Below are 20,076 nucleotides of genomic sequence, written 5' to 3' on the forward strand. Positions count from 1 at the left end.
CCCCCCCCCCCACCCCCCCCCCCCACCCCCGGCGCCCCCCCCGGGGGGCGGGCGCGCCCCCCCCCCCCCCCCCCCCCACGGATCTGCACCATGGTCACCCGGATGCCGCGCCGCACCCGGGGCAACGTCAACAAGCCGACGCAGGCGGTGGCGAGCGTGGCCACCGCGAGCAGCAGTCCGGCGATGTCTCGGCCCGCCACCGCCAGGCCGGCCACCGCCGCGAGCCCGACCCCCGCCACGGTGACCGCCGCCGCGGCCAGCATCCGGGCGTCGATCAAGGGTTCGCGCACCACGAGCCGGGCGAAGGTGGCCGCGCAGAGGTTCTCGGTCACGATGCCGGCGGCCCACGCCACCGCCGCCCCGGTCGCTCCGTGGGCGGGGATCAGCGCCAACCCGCCGCCGACGGTGACCAGCAGTCCGGCCAGTGCCGCGGCCAGATGCAGGCCGCTGCGCCCGCCCATCAGCAGCAGACTCTGCACGTTGCCGACCCCGGTGTTGACGAGCATCGCCAGGGCCAGCACCGTCATCGCGGCGGCCCCGGTGGTGAACTCCGGGCCGAACAGCGCCAGGAAGGCCGGCGCGAAGACGGCGAGCAGCAGGTACACCGGCCAGGAGAGCACCAGGCCCCAGGCGGTCAGCTGCCGGTGCACCGCGGCGGCGGCGGCCCGCTCGCCCCGGCCGAGCAGCCGGGACAGTTGCGGGGCGGTGGCCACCCGCAGCCCCTGCATGGCGAGTTGGCCGGCGAGGACGTAGCGGCCGACGGCACCGAAGACACCGGCGTCGGCCGGGCCGGCCAGGGCCGAGGTGAGCAGCACCCCGATCCACATGCTGCCCGCGTCGATCGCCGCCGAGGCGGCGCGGGGCAGCGCGAACCGCCAGAACGTGGCCCAGTCGCCGGGCCGCGGACGCAGCGGGGCGCCGGCGCCGATCCCGAGCGGCCCGGCCACCAGGATCAGACACACCAGCAGCGCCACGGCGGCGGGCACCAGCCAGCCGGTCATCCCCGCCAGGAGCCCGCCGCCGGCGAGCACCGCCGCGCCGACGAGCAGGGGGCGGGCGACCGGCAGCAGCAGGAACTGGACCGCGACGTAGGACCGCATCGGGCGGACGCAGCGCACGACCGCGAGCAGCAGGTTCATCGCGACCACCACGGGCACCGCCGCGAAGGTCACCACCAGCAGCGGCCCGCCCGCCGGTCCCAGCAGCCGACCGGCGAGCGGCCCGGCCAGCCACGCGCCGCCCACCGCGACCAGCACGGCCACCAGCAACGGTGGGATCATGGCGACCGGCAGCACCCGGGCGCCGTCCCCGGTGGCACCGGCCCGGCGCCGGGGCAACGCCCAGATCAGACCGGTCTCCGCGCCGAGGGTGCAGATCGCGGCGGCGACGGTCACCACGCCGATGGCGGCGAAGAACGCACCCGCCCCGGTGGTGCCGTAGCCACGGGTGATGACCACCGCGAGCACGAAGCCGAACAGACCACTGGTCGCCGCGCCGAGCAGCCCGGCCACCCCGCTGCGGGTGCTGCGCCGGGTCTCGGCCGCCCCGTCGGCCGCCGCCGTGGCGGCGAGGGCGCTCGCCGTACGCCCGGGATCCTCGCCCGTCGGTGGGCTGGTGGTCGCCGTCACGCCGGCACCACCGCCGCCCGCCGCGACGAGCCACCCGGCGCGGTACGGCGTTCCCGTTCGCAGAGCGCGAACGCGAAGGCCACCGCGAAGAAGGCCACCGCGAGGTTCTGGTTGGCCATCCCGTAGAAGGGCACCTGTACCAGACAGATCAGCGGGACGACGGAGAGCCACTGCCCCGCCGCCGAGGTGGCCCGGGCGCAGCTCAGCGCGGCGGCGACGAACCAGGCCAGAAAGAAGAGCAGGGCCGGTACGCCGTGGCTGAACAACACCATCCACAACTGACCCTGGGTGCCGATCGGCGCGTCGGCGGTGACGGTGTCCACCTCCATCGGCGCGCCGTAGCCCAGCCAGGGCGAGTCACCCACCCGGCGCAGCACCTCGGCGTAGAGCGAGAGCCGGTCGGTGTTGGTGTCGCTGGACTCGACCCGATTGCCGATCAGCTCGGCGACCGGGATGAACAGGCTGGCGACGCCGCCGAGTACCACCATCCCACCGATGGAGGCGGCCACCCGGACGTTGCCGCGCAGCGCCGCCCGCACCCCGAGCACGGCCAGCCCGACGCCGAGGCTGAGGAACATCGCTCGGTTGAGCGTGAGGAACGCCGGAACCAGCGACACCGGCAACGACGCCAGCAGCGCCCAGCGCAGCAGGCCGCGCCGCCGCAGCATGGTGTACGCGACCACACACGGCAACGTCATCGCGTACGCGCTGCCGTAGTTGTTGGTGTACGCGTACGGGGCCGCCGGGCGGTAGATCGGGTTGAGTGACCGGGCGCTGAACTCCGCGGTGCTCAGGTGGACCATGTCGCTGATGAACGGCACCCCGGACACGCCCGGTGGAAGCAGCGCCTCGACCGGGGTGGTCAGTTCCAGGCGCGGCACCAGCACGCCCAGCCAGCCCAGCGCGACAAGGGCGAACCAGAACGCGCACAGCGGCACCAGCACGGCGGCCTGGTCGGGACGCTCCCGGGCGACGGTGTAGACGTAGACCGCGACGACGAGCGCGGTGAGGTAGAACGCCAGCCGCAGCACGAAGGTGGGCAGCGAGCTCGGTGCCGCCAGTCGGGTCACGCTGACCGCCGCGAGGGCCACGAACAGCAGCCAGATTCCCGTGGCGGGGGGCAGCGGCACCCGGCCCCGGGTGGCCAGCAGGGTGAACAGCAGGGCACCCAGCAGCGGCCAACCGAGGTAGAAGGCGCCGGCCACCCACCAGAGCGGGACCAGCCCGAACATCGCCACCAACGGCCACAGCGGCAGTCGGGGCGGCAGCGGGGAGGTGGGCCGCACGGCGGCGGCGGCCGGTCGGGGCGGCTCGGTGGTCGCCGGGGCGCGGGTGAGCGGCACGCCTCAGCTCCGCCCGCTGCGACACAGCACGAAGCCCAGCGGGTTGACCCCGGCCGCCCGCAGCCGCTCGGCGAGCCGGCGCAGGTCGGCCTGACGGGTGCGGTCGCGTTCGACCACGACGACGGCGGTCCCCTGCCGGGCCGCCGCCACACCCCGCTCGTCGGCCTCGGCCGGCGGGGCGTTGTACAGCACCAGACGGTGGTCGGCGCCCTGCCGCCAGGTGCCGAACCGCACGCTGCCGGCACCCACCACGACCTGCTCGTCCCCGGTGACCCGTCCGTTCTCGCCGCTGCTGGCGGTCTTGGCGACGCGGGGCAGGGTGAGCGTGGCTTCCGGGTCGGTCGAGGGCCGGGCGCCGACCGGATGCGGGGAGGGACGTCGGGTGATCACCTCGGTCGGGCCGTCGTCGGTGTCCGGGGCGGCGGTGCGCGGTTTTGGCACGGTGGGTCGGGTCGGGTCGATGGCCGCCGGCAACCGGCCCCGGTCGGTGAGCACCGTGGCCCGCAGCCGGTCGATCCGGCCGCTGTCGTCGGCCACGAACACCTCCCGCCCGGCCACGGCGAGGGCGACCGCGAGCCCGGCGGTGATCGCGGTGGCGTCCTCGCGGGCGGTCACCACCGCGACCCGGGCGGGTTGGCGTACCCGCTCGGCGACGGCCATCGCCACGTAGCGGATGTCGGCGTCGACCGCCCGGCCGCGTAGCCGGGCGCGGCGGACGGTGCCCAGCAGCGGCAGGCCGGTGCTGTCCCGCGCATCGGCCACGCTGCGGATGCGCCGGTCCGCCGACTCCCACAGGAAGGCGAGCACCAGACCGATCACGGTCCCACCGAGCAGCCCACCGGCGAGCAGCAACGACGAGCCCCCGGAGGTGGTGGCCAACGCCGGCTCGGCGCTACGGGTGACCCAGCCCGGGTTCACGTCGACCGCGGCGATCTCCGTGCGGGCGGAGCTGAGCTGGGTGAGCTGGTTGTTGATGCCGCCGAGTTCGGCGACCGCCGCGTCCGCGGCGGCGGCGTCCCGGGCGTTGTTGATCCTGCGCTGCACGGTGTTGCGCTGGGCGACGACCTTCTCGATGCTCTCGTCGTACGAGTTCAGCATCTCCTCGCGCTGCTTCTCGTACATCCCGCGCCGGATGTCCAGATAGCTCTGCGCGGCCAGGTTGGCGCCGGCCACCGCCCGTTCGGCGTCGCCGGCCCGGTAGATGAAGCGCAGGATCTGACCGCCGGCGGGCACCTCGACCTCGAGGGCGTCGCGCACCGTGCGCTGGTCCGAGTCGAATGTCGCGGCGAGTTTCGCGACGACCTCGGTGCCGGTGGCGATCCCGCTCTCCACGTTCATGTTCACCGCCCGGTCGGCGGCGGCGCCGCTGGGCGTGAAGGCGTCGGTGACCACCGGGCGGACCGCCACCACCGCGTTCGCCGTCACCGTTGCCGGCGACACCAGCACGTAGCCGACCGCGGCGAGCAGTCCACCCAGGGCCACCGCCGCTACCAACCGGATCCGGTGCAGGGGCACCCGCAGCATGTCGGTGATGGTGACGCTGCGGGACGTCGGGGCGCTGGCCGGACCGTCGCCGGTCCAGCCGCTGGGCGCGGCATCAGTCATGGAACTTCTTCGCTATCTGTTGGGGATTGCCGATCACCACGACTCCGGGCGGCACGTCGGTGCGGACCACCGTCGCGGCACCCACGACGCTGTCCCGGCCGATCCGCACCCCCTTCATGACCAACGCGTGCGCACCGATCCACACGTTGTCCTCGACGGTGATCGGCGCTCGGCTGGCCGGCGTCGGCGGGTCGTGGCGTCGCTCCGGGTCCAGGTTGTGGAAGTCGTTGTCGAGCAGTTCGCAGTCCGACAGCAGGCACCGGTCGCCGATGGTCACCGAGGTCCAGGTGCCGATCCAGGTCGCGTTGAGCAGACAGTCGGCGCCCACCCGCACCTCGCCGGGCCCGGCGAAGCGGACCAGCTTGTTCAACCGGGTGTGCTCGCCGATGCTGACCCGCACGCCGCGGCGCAGCCGGATCCGGCCACGGATCTCCACCCCCGCCCCCAGCCGCAGGCGCGGATAGCGCAGCCGATACCAGCCACGCTTGGCCGCGAAGACGATACGCACGACGAGTCCACGTCGGATGCCGGACAACGAGCCTCCCCACCTTCCTCGGGTCGGCGGCGGAAGACCCGACGCCGACCCGAGGTGAACAAAATACCGAGGATTCGTTACGAACGGTGAACGCTACGGCACTGAAAAGAACATCGAGGCGGTCGACCAGGTCAGTTCCGGCGTCGCCTCGGCGACGAGCGTCGACTCCGTGCCGTTGACCGCGGCGGTGGGCGCCAGGGTCGGGTCGAACGCCACGCTGCGCAGCGATCCGTTGGTCGCCCCGTAGACGATCCGCCCGTCCACCCAGGCCATGCCGCGTACCGCCGACCAGGTCACACCCGTGGTGGGCAGCACGAACTCGGTGGCACCCAGGTAGCTGCCGTCGATCTCGAAGTAGCGGTAGTAGAGGTTGTTGGCACCGCTGCGGGTGTAGTAGAGCCGGCCGTCCACATAGAACGCGCCGGTCAACAGCGCCGGGTTGTACCAGTCGTTGTAGCCGGACGCCTCCCACGACCCACCGATCGTGGAGCCGTTGAACAGCGAGACGTCGATCCGGCTGCCGGTCGGTGTCCCGGCGACCACGTGGGACCAGTAGATCCGGTCGTCGACCAGCCAGGTCGCGCCCGCGTCGGTGTAGTTCGGCTGGCTGACGACGGTGGCGTTGGCGGTGTCCAGGGTGGTGCCGTCGAACGGCACCCGCGCCACCTCACCGGGACCGACGTTCAGGTGCAGGTGGCCACTGCTGCCCGTCGGCGGGTTCTTCGGGATGATCGTGCGCCCACCGCTGATCGGGAAGACACCGAGTCGGCCGTGGTACTCGTTGCCCATGCCGTCGGAGTTGTGTCCGAAGTAGAGGCCGGCGCTGCCGCGCCACAGCACGGGCACCGACGATCCCCAGGAGCTGGCACCGGAGGGCAGGTCGGAGCCGCCGCTGCGGCGGGGGTTCCAGTTCACCGGCATGCCGGTGGCCGGGGTGACCGCGCCGATGCCCAGCCGGTCGATGGCCCCGTTGCCGGCGCGGTCGCTGGCGTTCGGGTTGTTCAGCCAGCGGAAGTGGCCGCCGAGATAGATGATGTTGTCGGCCACCTCGACGGAGGTGATGGTGTCGTTGCCGGTGAAGTTGACCCAGGTGGCGACCTGGTTGGGCCCCCGGTGGGCGGTCTCGAAGCGGACCAGGGCGTCGCAGTAGGCGCTCGGCCAGCCCGACCCGCCGTTGGTGCCGACGACGAACCAGGTGCCGTCGCCGCCGAAGCGTACGTCCTGCACGTAGTGCACGAACGTCGTCGGGTTGGCGCACGGCGCGACGAACCGCTCCGAACTCCAGTCGATGACGCTCGGTGTGCCCGTCACGTCGATCAGTGCGATCTGGTTGCGCGGCAGGTCGTTGACGTAGAGGAAGTTGCCGCCGACGACGAGGGTGCCGCCGTCCGGGGAGACGTCGATGGTCCAGGCGTACATGCTGGTGCCGTGCCGGCCGACGGTCGTGTTGATGTCGAAGGTCGGATCGATCTCCCCGGTCGTCGCGTCCAACCGGCCGAGTCCGGAGTGCGCGGTGCCGTTGAGCCAGTTGAAGGCCCCGGCCACGTACAGCCAGTTGCCGTGCAGCACCAGGTCACGCACGGTGCCCCCGTCGGAGCGACCGGCCCAGCTGTCGATGATCATGCCGGTGGACGGTTCGAGCGCCACCAGGTTCCGGCGGGACACCCCGTTGACGTTCTTGAAGGCGCCGCCGACGATCAGCGTGCCGCCGGGGCCGGCGATGAGTGAGTTGACCGCACCGTCGAGCACCGGCAGGAAGGTCGTCGAGATCGTCCCGGTGGTCCGGTCGTACGCGAACAGATAGCTGCGGGCGATCCAGGCCGAGGCGGCCGTCTGGCGGATCTGCGTGAAGCTGCCGCCGACGTAGACCGTGTTGCCGATCTCGGCGAAGGCGCGAGCCTCACCGTTGCGGGCGTGCGGAGTCTGGTCGGCCGGATCGGTCGAGACCAGGGTGGCCGGCTCGGGTGCCGGTACCACGGCCGCGGAAGCCGCGGTGGGCACGGTAAGTACGGCCGCGACCGTCACCAACGCGACGGCCGCGGCCCGGAATCGATGCCGACGGATGGAACGCCACGACAAGGAGTATCTGGGCACGCTGCGCCTCCAGAGTGGACGAGAATGCACGTAGCGTGCCCGCTCCACGCTGGAGGGCGGCATCCGCCGATTGGACGGACGGTGGATCAGGAAACGGACAACCTCGCCTACCGTCGGATTTCCGACAATCGCTGTGGCGGCCCGTCCTCCTGACTCGGCTCAGCTCGGTTCAGCGGCCCCCTCCCGTCGGTTGCCGCAGGTAGCTGTCCCGTCCCGCGGCGGCGAATCCGGCCACCGCAGCCGCGTCCTGGTTCATCATCATGTTGCAGGTACTCGTCGTCTTCGTCATGCCCGCCGAGTTGAAGTAGATCGCCGCCTTGATCTTCGGGTGGGCCTTCAGCGCCGCCGGGAACTCCTCGAACCAGCGCCGCTTCGCGTTCGGATCGGCGGCGTTCATGTTGGTGCCGAACTCGGCGAGCATCCGCGGCTTGCCCGCACCGATGCCGTTCTCGTCGAGCCAGCGGTAGAAGGAGCCGATGGTGGTGCTGGGGCTCTTCCAGACGGTGCTGCCGTTGCAGACGTGGAAGTTGTACGGGTCCCACGCCACCCAGTCGACGTAGCGGTCACCGGGATAGAGCCCCGCGTACCGGTCGTAGTGGCCGGACCAGCCCATCATCGTCCAGACCCAGACGGCGTTGTCGGCCTTGGCGTCGGCGAACCGGTCGTGCACGTAGCGCCAGGCCCGGACGAAGTCGGCGTCGCTGCCCTTGGCCGGCTCGTCCTCCGGCTCGTGGTCGAACCCGATGAAGACCGGCTGGCCGATCGCCCGGATCCGGCCGGCGACCGCGTCGATCGTCGCGTCGTACCGTCCGCTGTAGACGTCCTTCCAGGTCAGCACCGTACCCGAGGAGAAGACCCGGCTCTCCCAGGCGAAGAACATGAGCCGCCCGTCGCGCATCTGCTGCTGTTGGAACTCGTCCGGGAAGGCGCCGTTGCTGCCGGTGTTCGAGAAGTCGTGATAGCGGTGGACGATGTCGAACTTCCGTCCCACCTGCTTCTCCACGTCGGTGATCGCCTTGCCGTGATCCCAGCCGGCGGCGGCGTTCGTCGGCGAGTACATCCCCCACCAGGCACCGCAGCCGGGGACCAGCTTCGCCGAGACCGTCCCACACTTGCCCGGTTCGGACGACGGCGGTGTGGTGGTGGGGCTGGGCCGGGCGGGCGACGGGCTCACGCTCGGCGAGGCGGTCGGCGAGGCCGGGGGACGGCTGGCGGTGGCCGACGGCGTCGGCGCGACGCTGGGCGAGGCCGACGGCGGCCGGATTCCCACCCCGTCGTAGCTGATCGCCAGGCGCGGGCGCAGATCGGCGTTGCGGTTCTCGCCGGAGGCCCAGTAGATGCGGCTGTCCAACCCGGCCTGCGCCAGCGACAGCGTCCAGATGCCGTTTCCGGTGACCAGACCCGAGACGTCCCACTCGTTGAATCCCTTGGCGACGCCGCTGACGGTGTCCAGCGCCGCGCCCAGCGGGGCCGGCATCGGACGGGCGGCGCGGGCGTCGAGGCGGGACTCGTGCGCGGTCACCGTCGCCTGGAACTTCTGCCAGGCGTGCACCCGCAGCGTGGCCCGTACGTTCACCGCGTTCGCCGGCAGCGAGGTGACCAGGAAGGTCAGCACCGCCTCACGGGCGCCGCGCGGATTGCCGTCGCAGGGCGCGGGACAGGTCGCCAGCGTCGACTTGACGCTGTTGTCGCCGTCCTGCGGCACCGCCGTGGCGGTGGTGTCGGCCACCACGGCGACCGACAGGTCGTCATCGGCGAGCAGCGGCACCATCGTCGCGCCGAGCCCCAGCACCACAGTGGTGCCGATGACGCCGAGCATCACGGCCTTACGCCGGCCGCCGCGATGTGGGATCAAGCGGTGCAGTCCGCGACTGGTCACGGATACTCCTCGTGTCTTCGACGATAACGCTGAGCAGCGTATCCGCGTACACAACGGAGCGTGCGGATGACGGCAGGACCTAAGCGCGTCTTAAACCTCACCTAAGACATCCCTGCCCCTCCCACCCCCGCCCCACCTCGTTGATCATGAGGTTGGCGGCGGACGCGAAGATCGAACTTGCCGCCAACCTCATGGTCGACATAGGGAGCAGGCATCCGATGGACACGACGGAGGCCCCTGGCAGGAGCCAGGGGCCTCGGCGCCGGATGATGACTCAGCCTGCGGGATCGAGCTGCTTCGCCAGGTCGACGAAGGACCGCCACGATCGTGGGTCGAACCGGAGGATGCCACCGTCGCGGTCCTTGGTGTCGCGCACCAGCACCACGCCGGGAAGATTGTCGGCAATCTCCACACACGAGCCGCCGTTGGTTCCCGAGTAGGTCGACGTGCGCCAGTTGGCGCCGGTCACGTCCATGTCTGCGCCACTTCCTTGATCAGTGTGAGTGACTGCCTGCGCGGGAGCGCCTCACCCCGAACCGCCTCCCAGGTCCGCTGAACGTAGCAAGATCGTCGGTCTGGTTGACCACCTGCGCGCGCACCTGGTGGTCGAGGTGCGCCACCACCGAGCCCTCGCCGAGGGTCGCCAGGATGAAGCCGCCCTGCAAGCCAGGGTAGATCCCCGCCACCAACCCGCCTAACGACCCCACCGCCGCCCCGACCGCCAGGGTTTAGGCCGCGTGGAACATGAGATCTTGGACATTTTCCGTTCCTCGTTAACGGAAAATGTCCAAGATCTCAGCGGCTCGCCCCACCCAGAGCGGCGAGTGGGCGATAACGAGGGGCGGGCGGTGCCGACTGGCGAGCGGCGAGCGGGCGGCGGCTCGCGGGCGGCGAGGGTCCCGGCCCGCCTCGCCGCGTTGGGTGCCGCCACCTTGAGCGAGGCCGGAATGGAGCCACCGGTCGGCGGAAGATCAGGTTTCGGAGCGGGCGGCGGTGAGGGCGGCGGCCATCGCGGGGCGGGGGGCGGGTGTGTCGGTGAACTGCTCGAACTGGCCGATCGCCTGGGCCAGCAGCAGATCGAGGCCGGAGACGATCCGGCACCCGGCGGCCTCGGCCGCGGCGGCCAGCGGGGTCGGCCACGGGTCGTAGATCGCGTCGAAGACCACCGTGCCGGCCCGCCAGGGCACCCTGCCGGCCAGCTCGTCGGCGGCCCCCTTCGGCACGGTCGAGATCAGCACATCGACACCGGCCAGCCCGGTCGCCTCGGACCAGGCAGACGCCGCAGGCCGCGAGGACCCGCTCCACGGGCGCTCAGACCCCGGCACCCCACGGACCGCCGGCTCAGCACCCGGTGCCGCCGCGCCCGGCAGCTCAGCACCCGGTGCCCGCGCGCCCGGCAGGTCCGGCCACGGTGCGCCGGTCATCACCACGCCCAGGGCGGCGGCGACCGGTTCGAGTTCGGCGACCGCCGCCGGGCGGCGGGCGATCACGGTCACCGCGGCCGCGCGCAGCCGGGCCGCCGCCGCGAGGGCCGCCCGGGCGGTGCCGCCCGCGCCGAGCACGGTGACGGTGGCACCGGGGCGTACGCCCGCCTCGGTCAGCACCTCGACCATGCCGGTGACGTCGGTGTTGTCGGCGTACCAGGAGCCGTCGGGACGGCGTACCAACGTGTTGGCCGCACCCACGGCGGCGGCGACCGGCGAGACCTCGGCGGCCACCGTGAGCGCCGCCTCCTTGCCCGGCATGGTCACCGACAGCCCGGCCCACTCCGGGCCCAGGCCGGCGACCAGGGCCGGCAGCTCCGCCGCCGCGCACTCGATCCGGGTGTACGACCACCCGGTCAGCCCGGCGGCCGCGTACCCGGCATTGTGGATCACCGGGGAGAGCGAGTGGGCGATCGGCTTGCCCAGCACTGCCGCCCGGTGCACCACCGTCCCGCGCCCCGACGCCTCGGGTGCAGACGCCTCGGGCCCCGACGCCTCAGGTGCGGACGCCGCACGCCCTGACTCAGCCACCATCACTCCTCGACACCAGCGGGCACACCTGTCGCCTAGCATCCAACAATGTCTGACAGCAGTCTGCGCCACCGCAAGGGCGAGATCACCCTCACCGTCCGAGGCCCCGACCGGCAGCCGCTCGCCGACCAGGTGGTGACGGTCGCGCAGGAGCGGCACGCCTTCGCCTTCGGCAACATCGGTTTCGACTTCGTCGACCTGGTCGGCGGCCCCGGCCCGGAGGAGACCACGGGCGTCGAGAGCTTCGGCGGGGACAGCCGGCTGGACCTCGACCGGCTCGGCGAGCTGTGGCTCGACGTGTTCAACACCGCGACGCTGCCGTTCTACTGGGGTCGCTACGAGCCACGGCGCGGCGCGCCCGACACCGAGCGTCTCACCGCCACCGCCCGCTGGCTGGCCGAGCGCGGCGTCACCGTCAAGGGCCACCCGCTGGTCTGGCACACCGTACAGCCGTCGTGGTTACTCGGGCTGGAGCTCGACGAGGTCGAGCGGCTGCTGCGGGCCCGCGTCCGCGAGCTGGCCGGCGGCTTCGCCGGCCTCATCGACACCTGGGACGCGATAAACGAGGCGGTGATCATGCCTGTCTTCGCCAACGGCGACAACGCGATCACCCCACTGGCCCGGGCGCGCGGCCGCATCCACCTGGTGCGGTTGGCGTTCGAGGAGGCTCGGGCCGCGAACCCGGCGGCCACCCTGGTGCTCAACGACTTCGACCTCAGCTCGGCGTACGAGTGTCTCATCGAGGGAGTTCTCGAAGCCGGTGTGCGCGTCGACGCGATCGGCCTGCAGACCCACATGCACCAGGGCTACCGGGGCGAGGAGTACATGCGACAGATGCTCGACCGGTTCGCCCGGTACGGGCTGCCGCTGCACCTGACCGAGACCACCCTGGTCTCCGGGCACCTCATGCCGCCCGAGATCGAGGACCTCAACGACTACCAGATCCCGCACTGGCCGAGCACTCCCGAGGGCGAGGCGCGGCAGGCCGACGAGGTCGAGCGGCACTACCGGTCGCTGCTCGCCCACCCGGCGGTCCAGTCGATCAACTACTGGGGGCTCACCGACCGGGGTGCCTGGCTCGGCGCGCCCGCCGGACTGGTCCGCACCGACGGCAGCCCGAAGCCGGCGTACGACACCCTGAAGGCGCTGGTCAAGGGCGAATGGTGGCTGTCGCCGACGGACCTGCGCACCGGAGCCGACGGCACCGTCACCGTCACCGGCTTCCTCGGCGACTACACCGTCGCCGTCGGCGGCCGCGCCGCCCGCTTCACCATCGACGCCCCCGACACCACCGCGACGGTCGACCTGTCCTGACCACGGCGCCGCCGGCCCGTCAGCGTGCGGAGTCGGTGCGGGCCCGTGTCACTGCCACCCGCCCGGGCGGGCCGGCGTCAGAGGACGCCGGCCTCCTTGGCCTTCTCGATGTTCGCCAGGTGCTTGTTGTAGTCGTCGGTGAAGGCCGAGTTGCCCTCCTTGTCGATGGCCACGAAGAAGAGCCAGTCGCCGGTCGGCGGGTCCATCGCCCCCTCCAGGGCCTCCTTGCCCGGATTGTTGATCGGGGTGGGGATCATGCCCGCCAGCTTGCGGTTGTACGGGTTCTTCGGGTTGTCGAGGTCGCTCGCCGTCATCTGCCCGGAGGTCTTCGCCTCCTGGCCGGTCAGTTCGAAGTAGTAGTTGACCGTGACGTCCATCTCCAGGCAGTTGCACGGGAACGTGCCCGAGTACACCCGGTTGTAGGCGACCCGGGCGACCTTGCCGAGGTCCTTCTTGGTGCCGGCCTCGGCCTGGGCCAGCGACGCCACGATCAGCGCCTCGTACGGGCTGATCCCGCCGCGCTCCTTCTGCACCCGGTCGGCGAACTCCATCTCACCGGTGACGGTGAGGAAGTGGTCGACCATCTGCCCGAGGATCTCCTCGGCGGTGGCGTCCGGCGGAATCTCGTAGGTGTCCGGGAAGAGGAAACCCTCGATCGACTTCTTGGGCTTCTTGCCGTCCGTCCGCTTGAACCACCAGTCCGGTACGCCGAGCTTCTCCGGGTCCTTCGCGGCGGCCTCGAACTCCTTGACCGGGATCTCGGTGTGGTCGCTGAGCAGCTTGTAGATGCTCTTCGCGGTACGCCCCTCGGGGATGGTGAGCCCGTTGACCACCCGGTTCTTCGGGTCGAGCATCGCGGTCAGGGCCAGTTCACCGCTCATCTGCTTACGCAGCTTGTAGGTGCCGGGCTGGATGTTGCGGCTGCGGGAGTTCTCGTCGGCCGCCTCGATGAACGCCTTGGTGCTCTTGATCACACCGGCGTCGTACAGTGCCACGGCCATGTCGGCGAGGAACGCGCCCTGCGGGATCTGGACGGTCACCTCCTCGGTGCCGCCGCCGTCGTAGTCCGGGGTGACGAAGCGGCTCTGGATCCGGTCGAAGCCGTAGAAGGCACCTCCGCCGATGCCGCCGAGCAGCACCACGGCCAGCAGCAGGGCCAGGACGGTCTTGCCCCGCCCGCCACCGGACTTGCCGCCCTTGCGGCGGCCCCGGCGGTGCTTGCCCTTCTCCCCCCGCTCCTGCTCGTCGAACCCGAGGTCCAGATCGTCCATCATTGCGTCCGCCTCCGCTGCGCATCCAGCCAGCTCTGCAGAATTTCCACCGCGGCGGCCTGGTCGACCACCGCCCGTTGTCGCTTTCCTCGGACACCGCGCTCGGCAAGCCTACGACTCGCCACGACCGTGGACATCCTCTCGTCGGTGAGCGTCACCGGGACAGGACTTATCACACCGGCCAGTTGACGAGCGTACGCCTTCACGTGCTCCGCCGCCGGGCCATGTCTGCCGGCGAGGTTGACCGGAAGGCCCACCACCACCTCGACGGCCTCGTGCTCGATGACCAACGCGGCGAGCTCGGCGAGGTCCGACGGCACCGCGTCCGACCTGGGGTTCTGCTCCCGTGCGAGGGTGACCAGCGGGGTGGCCAGAATGCCGTGCGGATCGGACCGGGAAACCCCGATCCGGACCTGCCCGACGTCCACTCCCAGCCGCACCCCACGGGGCGAGTCGCTCACGCCGTGTCACCTCCACCGACAGACGCGTCAGGGCGGGCCGACCCGGCCCGCCCTGATCCGCTGTGCCGCCGACTCACGCTTCGGCGAGCGCCCGCTCGACCGTGAGCAGCAGTCGGGGCACCTCCGACTCGGGCAGCCCGCCGCCCTGCGCCAGCTCGGGGCTGCCGCCACCACGGCCGGAGAACGCCGCCTTCACCAGGTCGTTCGCGGCGATGCCCCGGCTACGGGCGGCCGGGTTCACCGCCACCACCAGCGACGCCTTGCCGTTGGCTCGGGCGGCCACCGCGACCACCCCCGGCCGGGACGCCTCGATCCGGCCCCGGATCTCCTGGGCGAGAGTGCGTACGTCGTTGCCGGCCGCCCCCTCGGGCGCCTCGGTGCCCACGTAGGCGACCCCGGACACGTCCTTGGCCTGGGCGGCGAGCGCCGCCGCGCCGCCGAGCACCAGCTGCGCGCGCAGCTTCTCCAGCTCCTTCTCCGCGTCGCGCAGCTGGGTGACCGTCTGCTCGACCCGGTCGGCGACCTGCTCGGAGGGAACGCGGTACAGCTCGGCGAGGCGGGACACCAGCAGGTGCTCGCGGGCCAGGAAGTTGAACGCGTCCATCCCGACCAGCGCCTCGACCCGGCGGACGCCGGACCCGATCGACGACTCGGAGAGGATCTTCACCAGACCGAGCTGGCCGGAGCGGGCCACGTGGGTGCCGCCGCACAGTTCCCGGGCGTAGTCACCGACCTCGACCACCCGGACGTGCTCGCCGTACTTCTCACCGAACAGCGCCATGGCACCGATGCGCCGCGCCTCCTCCAGCGAGGTGATGAACGCGTGCACCTCCAGGTCGGCCAGCAGCACCTCGTTGACCTGCTGCTCCACGTCACGCAGCACGCTGGGCGCCACGCCGGTGGCGGTGTTGAAGTCGAATCGCAGCCGACCGGGCGCGTTCAACGAGCCGGCCTGGGTGGCGGACTCGCCGAGGAAGTTGCGCATGGTCTGGTGCACCAGGTGGGTGGCGGTGTGCGAGCGGGAGATCGCCCGCCGCCGGCTGGTGTCGATCTCGGCGTAGCCGGTCTCCCCGGCCCGCACCTCGCCCCGCAGCACCCGGGCCCGGTGCACGATCAGCCCCGGCACCGGCTGCTGCACGTCGAGCACCTCGACCTGCCCGCCGCCCACCGTGATCATGCCGAGGTCCGGCTGTTGACCGCCGCCCTCGGCGTAGAACGGGGTGGTGTCGAGCACCAGCTCGACGGTGTCGCCCTCGACGGCCGCCGCCCGCTGCCCGTCGGTGCCGAGCACCGCGCGGACGGTGGACTCGCGGGCCACCTCCGTGTAGCCGGTGAAGGTCACCGGACCACCGGCGTCGAGCACCGACCGGTACGCCGACAGGTCGGTGTGCCCGGTCTTGCGCGCCTGCGCGTCGGCCTTGGCACGGGCCCGCTGGTCGGCCATCAGCCGGCGGAAGCCCTCCTGGTCGACGGTGAGCCCCTGCTCGGCGGCGATCTCCAGGGTCAGGTCGATCGGGAAGCCGTAGGTGTCGTGCAGCTGGAACGCCTTGTCTCCGGAGAGCGCCGGCCGCCCCGCCGACCTCGTCTCGGAGATCGCGGTGTCCAGGATCGTCGTCCCCGCCCGCAAGGTGGCCAGGAACGCGTCCTCCTCGGCGTACGCGTACGCCGAGATCCGGTCGAAGTCCGCGGCCAGCTCCGGGTACGACGGGGCCATGCAGTCCCGCGCCACCGGCAGCAGCTCCGGCAGCGCCCGCTCCTGCCAGCCGAGCAGCCGCACCGACCGGATCGCCCGGCGCATGATCCGCCGCAGCACGTAGCCCCGGCCCTCGTTGGACGGGGTCACCCCGTCACCGATGAGCATCAGCGCGGTGCGCACGTGGTCGGCGATCACCCGCAGCCGCACGTCGTCCGGGTGCGACTGGTTGGCGGCGTGGCCCGAGTGCGCGCCGTACCGCTTGCCGGTCAGCTCCGCCGCCCGGTCCAGGATCGGGCGGACCTCGTCGATCTCGTAGAGGTTGTCGACGCCCTGCAGGATCGACGCCATCCGCTCCAGGCCCATGCCGGTGTCGATGTTCTTCGCCGGCAGCTCACCCAGGATCGGGAAGTTCTCCTTGTCGGTGCCCGGACCCCGCTCGAACTGCATGAACACGAGGTTCCAGAACTCCAGGTACCGGTCCTCGTCGACCTCCGGACCACCCTCGGCACCGTAGGCCGGCCCCCGGTCGTAGTACAGCTCGGAGCACGGGCCGCACGGGCCGGGGATGCCCATCGACCAGAAGTTGTCCTTCTTGCCCCGGCGCACGATGCGCTCGTCGGGCACCCCGGTGCGGCGCCAGATGTCGTACGCCTCGTCGTCGTCGAGGTAGACCGTCGCCCAGATCCGCTCCGGGTCCAGCCCGAACCCGCCGGCCTCGACCGACTTCGTGGCCAGCTCCCAGGCGAGCGGGATCGCCCCGGACTTGAAGTAGTCACCGAAGGAGAAGTTCCCGTTCATCTGGAAGAACGTGCCGTGCCGGCTGGTCTTGCCGACCTCGTCGATGTCCGGCGTCCGGATGCACTTCTGCACGCTCACCGCGCGCCGGTACGGCGGCGTCTGCTGACCCAGGAAGTAGGGGACGAACTGCACCATGCCAGCGTTGACGAACAGCAGGTTCGGGTCGCTGATGGCGGGCAGCGGAGCGGACGGCACCACGGTGTGGCCGTTCGCCTCGAAGTGGGCGAGATACCGCCGCTTGATCTCCGCCGTCTTCATCGCTGGTGGTCCTCCGGAAAGATCTCTCGGTCGCCGAGACGCGGGTCCTCCCGCAGGTCGGCGAACTGGTCGTCGAACGCCTCGCCCTGGGCGAACGCCTCGTGGATCTCGTGCTCCCGCTCGGCCATCCCGGCGCGTACGTCCGCCACGAAGCTACGCAGTTCCTCGACCAGTCCGCCAGCGGATTGCGACAGGTTGTCGGCGATGCCGGCGGGGGTGTACGCGTGTGCGGCGCGGGTCGCCTTGCGCACCACCACGACACCGACGGCCAGTCCGATACCCAGCCAGAAAAGGCGCCTCATGCTCGTACCTCCCGGTGCCGTCGGGGTCAGCGGTTCCCGCGCCGGGCGGCGCGCCGCTGAGCCTTGATGGTGTCCCGCACCTCACGCTCGGTCTCGGCGTGCCGGCGGGTGGCGGCGGCCTTGCGCACGCCGTAGCCGAACGCGGCCACCTTGACCAGCGGGTTGGCCGCGGCGGCGGAGACCACGGTGACCAGGTTGGCGACGTTGGCGCTGATGTTCTGCGCGTGACCGGTCATGGTGTCGACCTTGGCCAGTTGGAGGTTCACCCCGTCGAGCGAGGTCTGCACCTGCTCCAGGGTCACGTTCACGTTGCGTACCGTGGTGTTGACGTCGCCGAGCAGCGGGCCCGTCCGGTCGTTCAGATCATTGATCATGCGGGTGGTGGCGTCCACGGTGTGCCGCAACCGCAGGATGGGCAGCGTCAGGATCAGCACCAGCATCGCGAACGCGATCGCCGCGATCAGTGCCGCGACCTCCAAAAAGCCCACGCCAGTCCTCCTCAAACAGTGCTTCGGGGCGCACGCTTCCGCCAGCCGTACGACCGTCTCGCCACGTCAACGTCGAGTGACCGGCCGACGACCGGTCACCATCAGCACCTGACCCTACCGTCCGTGATGAGGATCGGCTCAGGACGGTGGTGACGGGGTCAGGTCGCTCAACGGATCGTCGGTCACTGTCGGGAAGGGATCCTCGCCGGTGAGCGACGGATCGGTGCTCGGCTGTGGCCGCGTCCGCTCGTCGTCGATCGCGTTGCGCACCTTCACCGACACCAACGATCCGGGGCACTCCTGCGCCGCGGTGGCCGGGTCGGGCGCCGGCACCACCGCGGGTTCGCCGTCGACGGGCGGCGGCACGCAGGTGCGTTCCCGGACCCAGAGGTCGAGGGTGAGTTCGTCGCGCCGCCAGCAGGTGTAGCTGCCCTTCTCCTCCTGCTCCGGGCAGTAGTTGGGCGTCCACCGCTGCCAACCGTCGCGGGTCAGCGCGGCCTCGTACGCCTGCGCCGTCTCGTCCGGTGACCGGTCGGAGGTGGTGGTGCGTTCCCGCAACCGGCAGTCCAGCAGACACCACGGGCTGCCGGTGACGTCGTCCACCGGTTCCGTCGCCGCCCAGGCCGGCACGTCGAGCTGGTCGAGCGAGGCGAAGACCGGATCCCGGTTCATGGTCTGCACCCCGAAGAACGCGGGAAGTACGCCGAGCAGCAGGACACTGGCCAGCACCAGGACGGCGGCACGCGACCGGGGAGAGCCCGGCACCTGCCGGCGTGGCTGACCACCGTCGCCCGCCTGGTCGCCCTCGGACCGGTCGACGTCGGCGAAGTCCGGCGGGTTGGCGCGTCGGGCCGGCGGTTCCGGGCCGGGGTGCCCGGTCGGGCCGGCCGGTGCCACGACAGCCGCGGCGCGAGCCACCGCCGGAGCCTCGCCGCCGCGCGCCGGCGGCACCGGGGACACACCGGAAGGTTCGGGGCGCGCCGGGTTGCGGTGCGGCGGCGTGGCCCGGCCGGCGGGCCGCTCCTCTGGGCGCAGCGGAGCACCGGCCCGGGCCGTGACCGGTGACCCGGTCGGTCCGGTGCCGACGCCCCGGCCGGGGTCGGCGGGGCCGGGGCCGGCGGGACCGATGTCGGGTCGGTGCGGCGACGTCACGGCCGGACCGTCGGGTCGGACCGCGCCACGCGGCGGAACACCGGGCGGACCGTCCGGACGCACCGCGCCACGCGGCGGACCGCCGGGCGGACCGTCCGGACGCACCGCGCCACGCGGCGGACCGCCGGGCGGACCGTCCGGACGCGCCGCACCACGCGGCGGCGCTGCCGGGACACCATCGGGTCGCGCCGCACCACGCGGCGGAACGCCGGGCGCACCGTCCGGACGCGCCGCGCCACGCGGCGGCGCTGCCGGGACACCATCGGGTCGCGCCGCACCACGCGGCGGAACGCCGGGCGGACCGTCCGGTCGCGCCGCACCACGCGGCGGCGCTGCCGGGGCACCATCGGGTCGCGCCGCACCACGCGGCGGAACGCCGGGCGGACCGTCGGGCCGCGCCGCACCACGCGCGGGCAGCTCAGGCGAACCGTCCGGACGCGCCGCGCCACGCGGCGGGCCGTCGGGCCGGGAGGCCGGACCGGTGGCACCGATCCGGGGCAGGGCGCCGGCCCGACCTGTCGGCTCTCGTCCGTCCGGGCCGGGGGCAGGGCCGGCCGGCGGAGTCGGGCGGCCACGTCCGACCGGTGGCCCGTCGGCGCGGCGGGCAGGCCCGGCCACCGGGCCGTCCGGCCCCGGCTCGACCCGGCGTCCGTCCGCCGGTGCGGCGTCCGCGTTCGGCCGACCGGAAGGGCCGCCGGAGTCCACCCCACGGCGGTCGCCGATCGTCGGCGTACCACCGGAGGGCGTGCCGACCGCACGGCCGGGCGGTGTCGCGGGTCGCTTGCTGATCGTGGGCAGTGCCGGGTCGGTGTGGTGCGGTCGTCCGGCCTGCCGGAGCCAGTCGGACGGCCGCTCCGGTCGGGCGGCGCGGCCCTCGCCCGGCCGCCCCGCGCCGGGTGGTGCCTCGGTACCGGCACCCGCCACCGCGTGCCGACCGGACGGCTCCTCGGCGGCCGCGCGCCGACCCCGGGTGTCGTCGGCGGTCCCTGCGCCCGACTCGGCGCGCCCGGCGGGTGGGGTACGCGCGGGCCCCGCCGCCGGTGGACCGGACGGGACACCGGGAATCGGTGGCGCGTTGCCGGACAGCGGCACCACCGGCCGTTCCTCCTCCGGCTCGGCGGCACGTCGACGACCGGCCCGCCGACCGCCGGCCGGAGCACCACCGGGTCGGCCGGCGGCGGGCGTCATGCCCGTCGCCGTTGAACCGGGAGTCATCGCCGGCCCGGCTCGTTCGGCG

Annotated in this window: 14 protein-coding genes and 3 pseudogenes; 1 reads left to right on the top strand and 16 read right to left on the bottom strand. The window is 72.4% G+C overall.

The features are described 5' to 3' along the window. From V5O40_RS21980 to V5O40_RS22025, 10 genes and pseudogenes are all read right to left on the bottom strand, one after another. Positions 1-1,628, bottom strand: a 1,628-nt coding sequence (locus V5O40_RS21980) for a lipopolysaccharide biosynthesis protein (RefSeq protein ID WP_332907222.1), incomplete at its 3' end; no start/stop codon positions are given. Beyond that, entirely contained in the window at positions 1,625-2,971 is a 1,347-nt protein-coding gene (locus V5O40_RS21985) for an O-antigen ligase family protein (protein ID WP_408631925.1), read from the bottom strand. The genes V5O40_RS21980 and V5O40_RS21985, both read right to left, overlap by 4 nt. Positions 2,972-2,974: 3 nt before the next feature. Then, positions 2,975-4,576: a GumC domain-containing protein gene (locus tag V5O40_RS21990; RefSeq protein ID WP_332907223.1), complete on the bottom strand. Its 1,602-nt coding sequence runs from the start codon at positions 4,574-4,576 to the stop codon at positions 2,975-2,977. Next, positions 4,569-5,111, bottom strand: coding sequence for an acyltransferase (locus V5O40_RS21995; protein ID WP_332907224.1), 543 nt, complete (start codon positions 5,109-5,111; stop codon positions 4,569-4,571). The genes V5O40_RS21990 and V5O40_RS21995 overlap by 8 nt, the downstream gene beginning before the upstream one ends. 93 nt (positions 5,112-5,204) lie before the next feature. Then, positions 5,205-7,175 carry a hypothetical protein gene (locus V5O40_RS22000; protein ID WP_408631926.1) on the bottom strand — a complete coding sequence of 657 codons (1,971 nt, stop codon included), beginning with the start codon at positions 7,173-7,175 and terminating at the stop codon, positions 5,205-5,207. Positions 7,176-7,374: 199 nt separating this feature from the next. Further along, positions 7,375-9,084, bottom strand: coding sequence for a glycosyl hydrolase (locus V5O40_RS22005; RefSeq protein WP_332907225.1), 1,710 nt, complete (start codon positions 9,082-9,084; stop codon positions 7,375-7,377). A 274-nt stretch (positions 9,085-9,358) separates the two neighbouring features. Next, positions 9,359-9,553, bottom strand: a complete 195-nt coding sequence (locus tag V5O40_RS22010) for a DUF397 domain-containing protein (RefSeq protein ID WP_332907244.1) — start codon at positions 9,551-9,553, stop codon at positions 9,359-9,361. Next, a pseudogene (locus V5O40_RS22015) lies at positions 9,550-9,767 on the bottom strand (Scr1 family TA system antitoxin-like transcriptional regulator); the annotation flags it as partial. The gene V5O40_RS22010 and the pseudogene V5O40_RS22015, both read right to left, overlap by 4 nt. Positions 9,768-10,055: 288 nt before the next feature. After that, positions 10,056-10,325 (bottom strand): annotated as a pseudogene (locus tag V5O40_RS22020) (shikimate dehydrogenase); the annotation flags it as partial. A gap of 159 nt (positions 10,326-10,484) precedes the next feature. Next, a pseudogene (locus tag V5O40_RS22025) lies at positions 10,485-10,997 on the bottom strand (shikimate dehydrogenase); the annotation flags it as partial. Positions 10,998-11,147: 150 nt separating this feature from the next. Between V5O40_RS22025 and V5O40_RS22030 the strand changes: the two are divergent. Next, a complete protein-coding gene (locus V5O40_RS22030) occupies positions 11,148-12,413 on the top strand; it encodes an endo-1,4-beta-xylanase (RefSeq protein ID WP_332907226.1) in 1,266 nt (421 codons plus the stop codon). A gap of 77 nt (positions 12,414-12,490) precedes the next feature. Here V5O40_RS22030 and mltG read toward each other — a convergent pair whose 3' ends face one another. The 6 genes from mltG to V5O40_RS22060 all read right to left on the bottom strand — a co-directional run bounded on the left by mltG (position 12,491) and on the right by V5O40_RS22060 (position 18,452). Further along, positions 12,491-13,687, bottom strand: coding sequence for an endolytic transglycosylase MltG (gene mltG, locus V5O40_RS22035; protein ID WP_332907227.1), 1,197 nt, complete (start codon positions 13,685-13,687; stop codon positions 12,491-12,493). Beyond that, the gene (ruvX, locus tag V5O40_RS22040; RefSeq protein WP_332907228.1) at positions 13,684-14,145 is read right to left on the bottom strand and encodes a Holliday junction resolvase RuvX; all 462 of its coding nucleotides are present in this window, start codon (positions 14,143-14,145) and stop codon (positions 13,684-13,686) included. The genes mltG and ruvX overlap by 4 nt, the downstream gene beginning before the upstream one ends. Positions 14,146-14,218: 73 nt before the next feature. Beyond that, positions 14,219-16,897: an alanine--tRNA ligase gene (gene alaS, locus V5O40_RS22045; RefSeq protein ID WP_269738800.1), complete on the bottom strand. Its 2,679-nt coding sequence runs from the start codon at positions 16,895-16,897 to the stop codon at positions 14,219-14,221. Continuing rightward, positions 16,894-17,199, bottom strand: coding sequence for a hypothetical protein (locus tag V5O40_RS22050; protein ID WP_332907229.1), 306 nt, complete (start codon positions 17,197-17,199; stop codon positions 16,894-16,896). Before V5O40_RS22050 ends, alaS begins: the two co-directional genes overlap by 4 nt. 26 nt (positions 17,200-17,225) lie before the next feature. Continuing rightward, complete coding sequence (locus tag V5O40_RS22055; RefSeq protein WP_210941227.1) at positions 17,226-17,687, bottom strand: DUF948 domain-containing protein; 462 nt, start codon at positions 17,685-17,687, stop codon at positions 17,226-17,228. 138 nt (positions 17,688-17,825) lie between these two features. Then, positions 17,826-18,452, bottom strand: a complete 627-nt coding sequence (locus V5O40_RS22060; RefSeq protein WP_332317171.1) for a hypothetical protein — start codon at positions 18,450-18,452, stop codon at positions 17,826-17,828. Positions 18,453-20,076 lie beyond the last annotated feature (1,624 nt).

Origin of the sequence: Micromonospora palythoicola (genome assembly GCF_036689795.1) — a bacterium.
Taxonomy (GTDB): Bacteria; Actinomycetota; Actinomycetes; order Mycobacteriales; family Micromonosporaceae; genus Micromonospora; species Micromonospora palythoicola.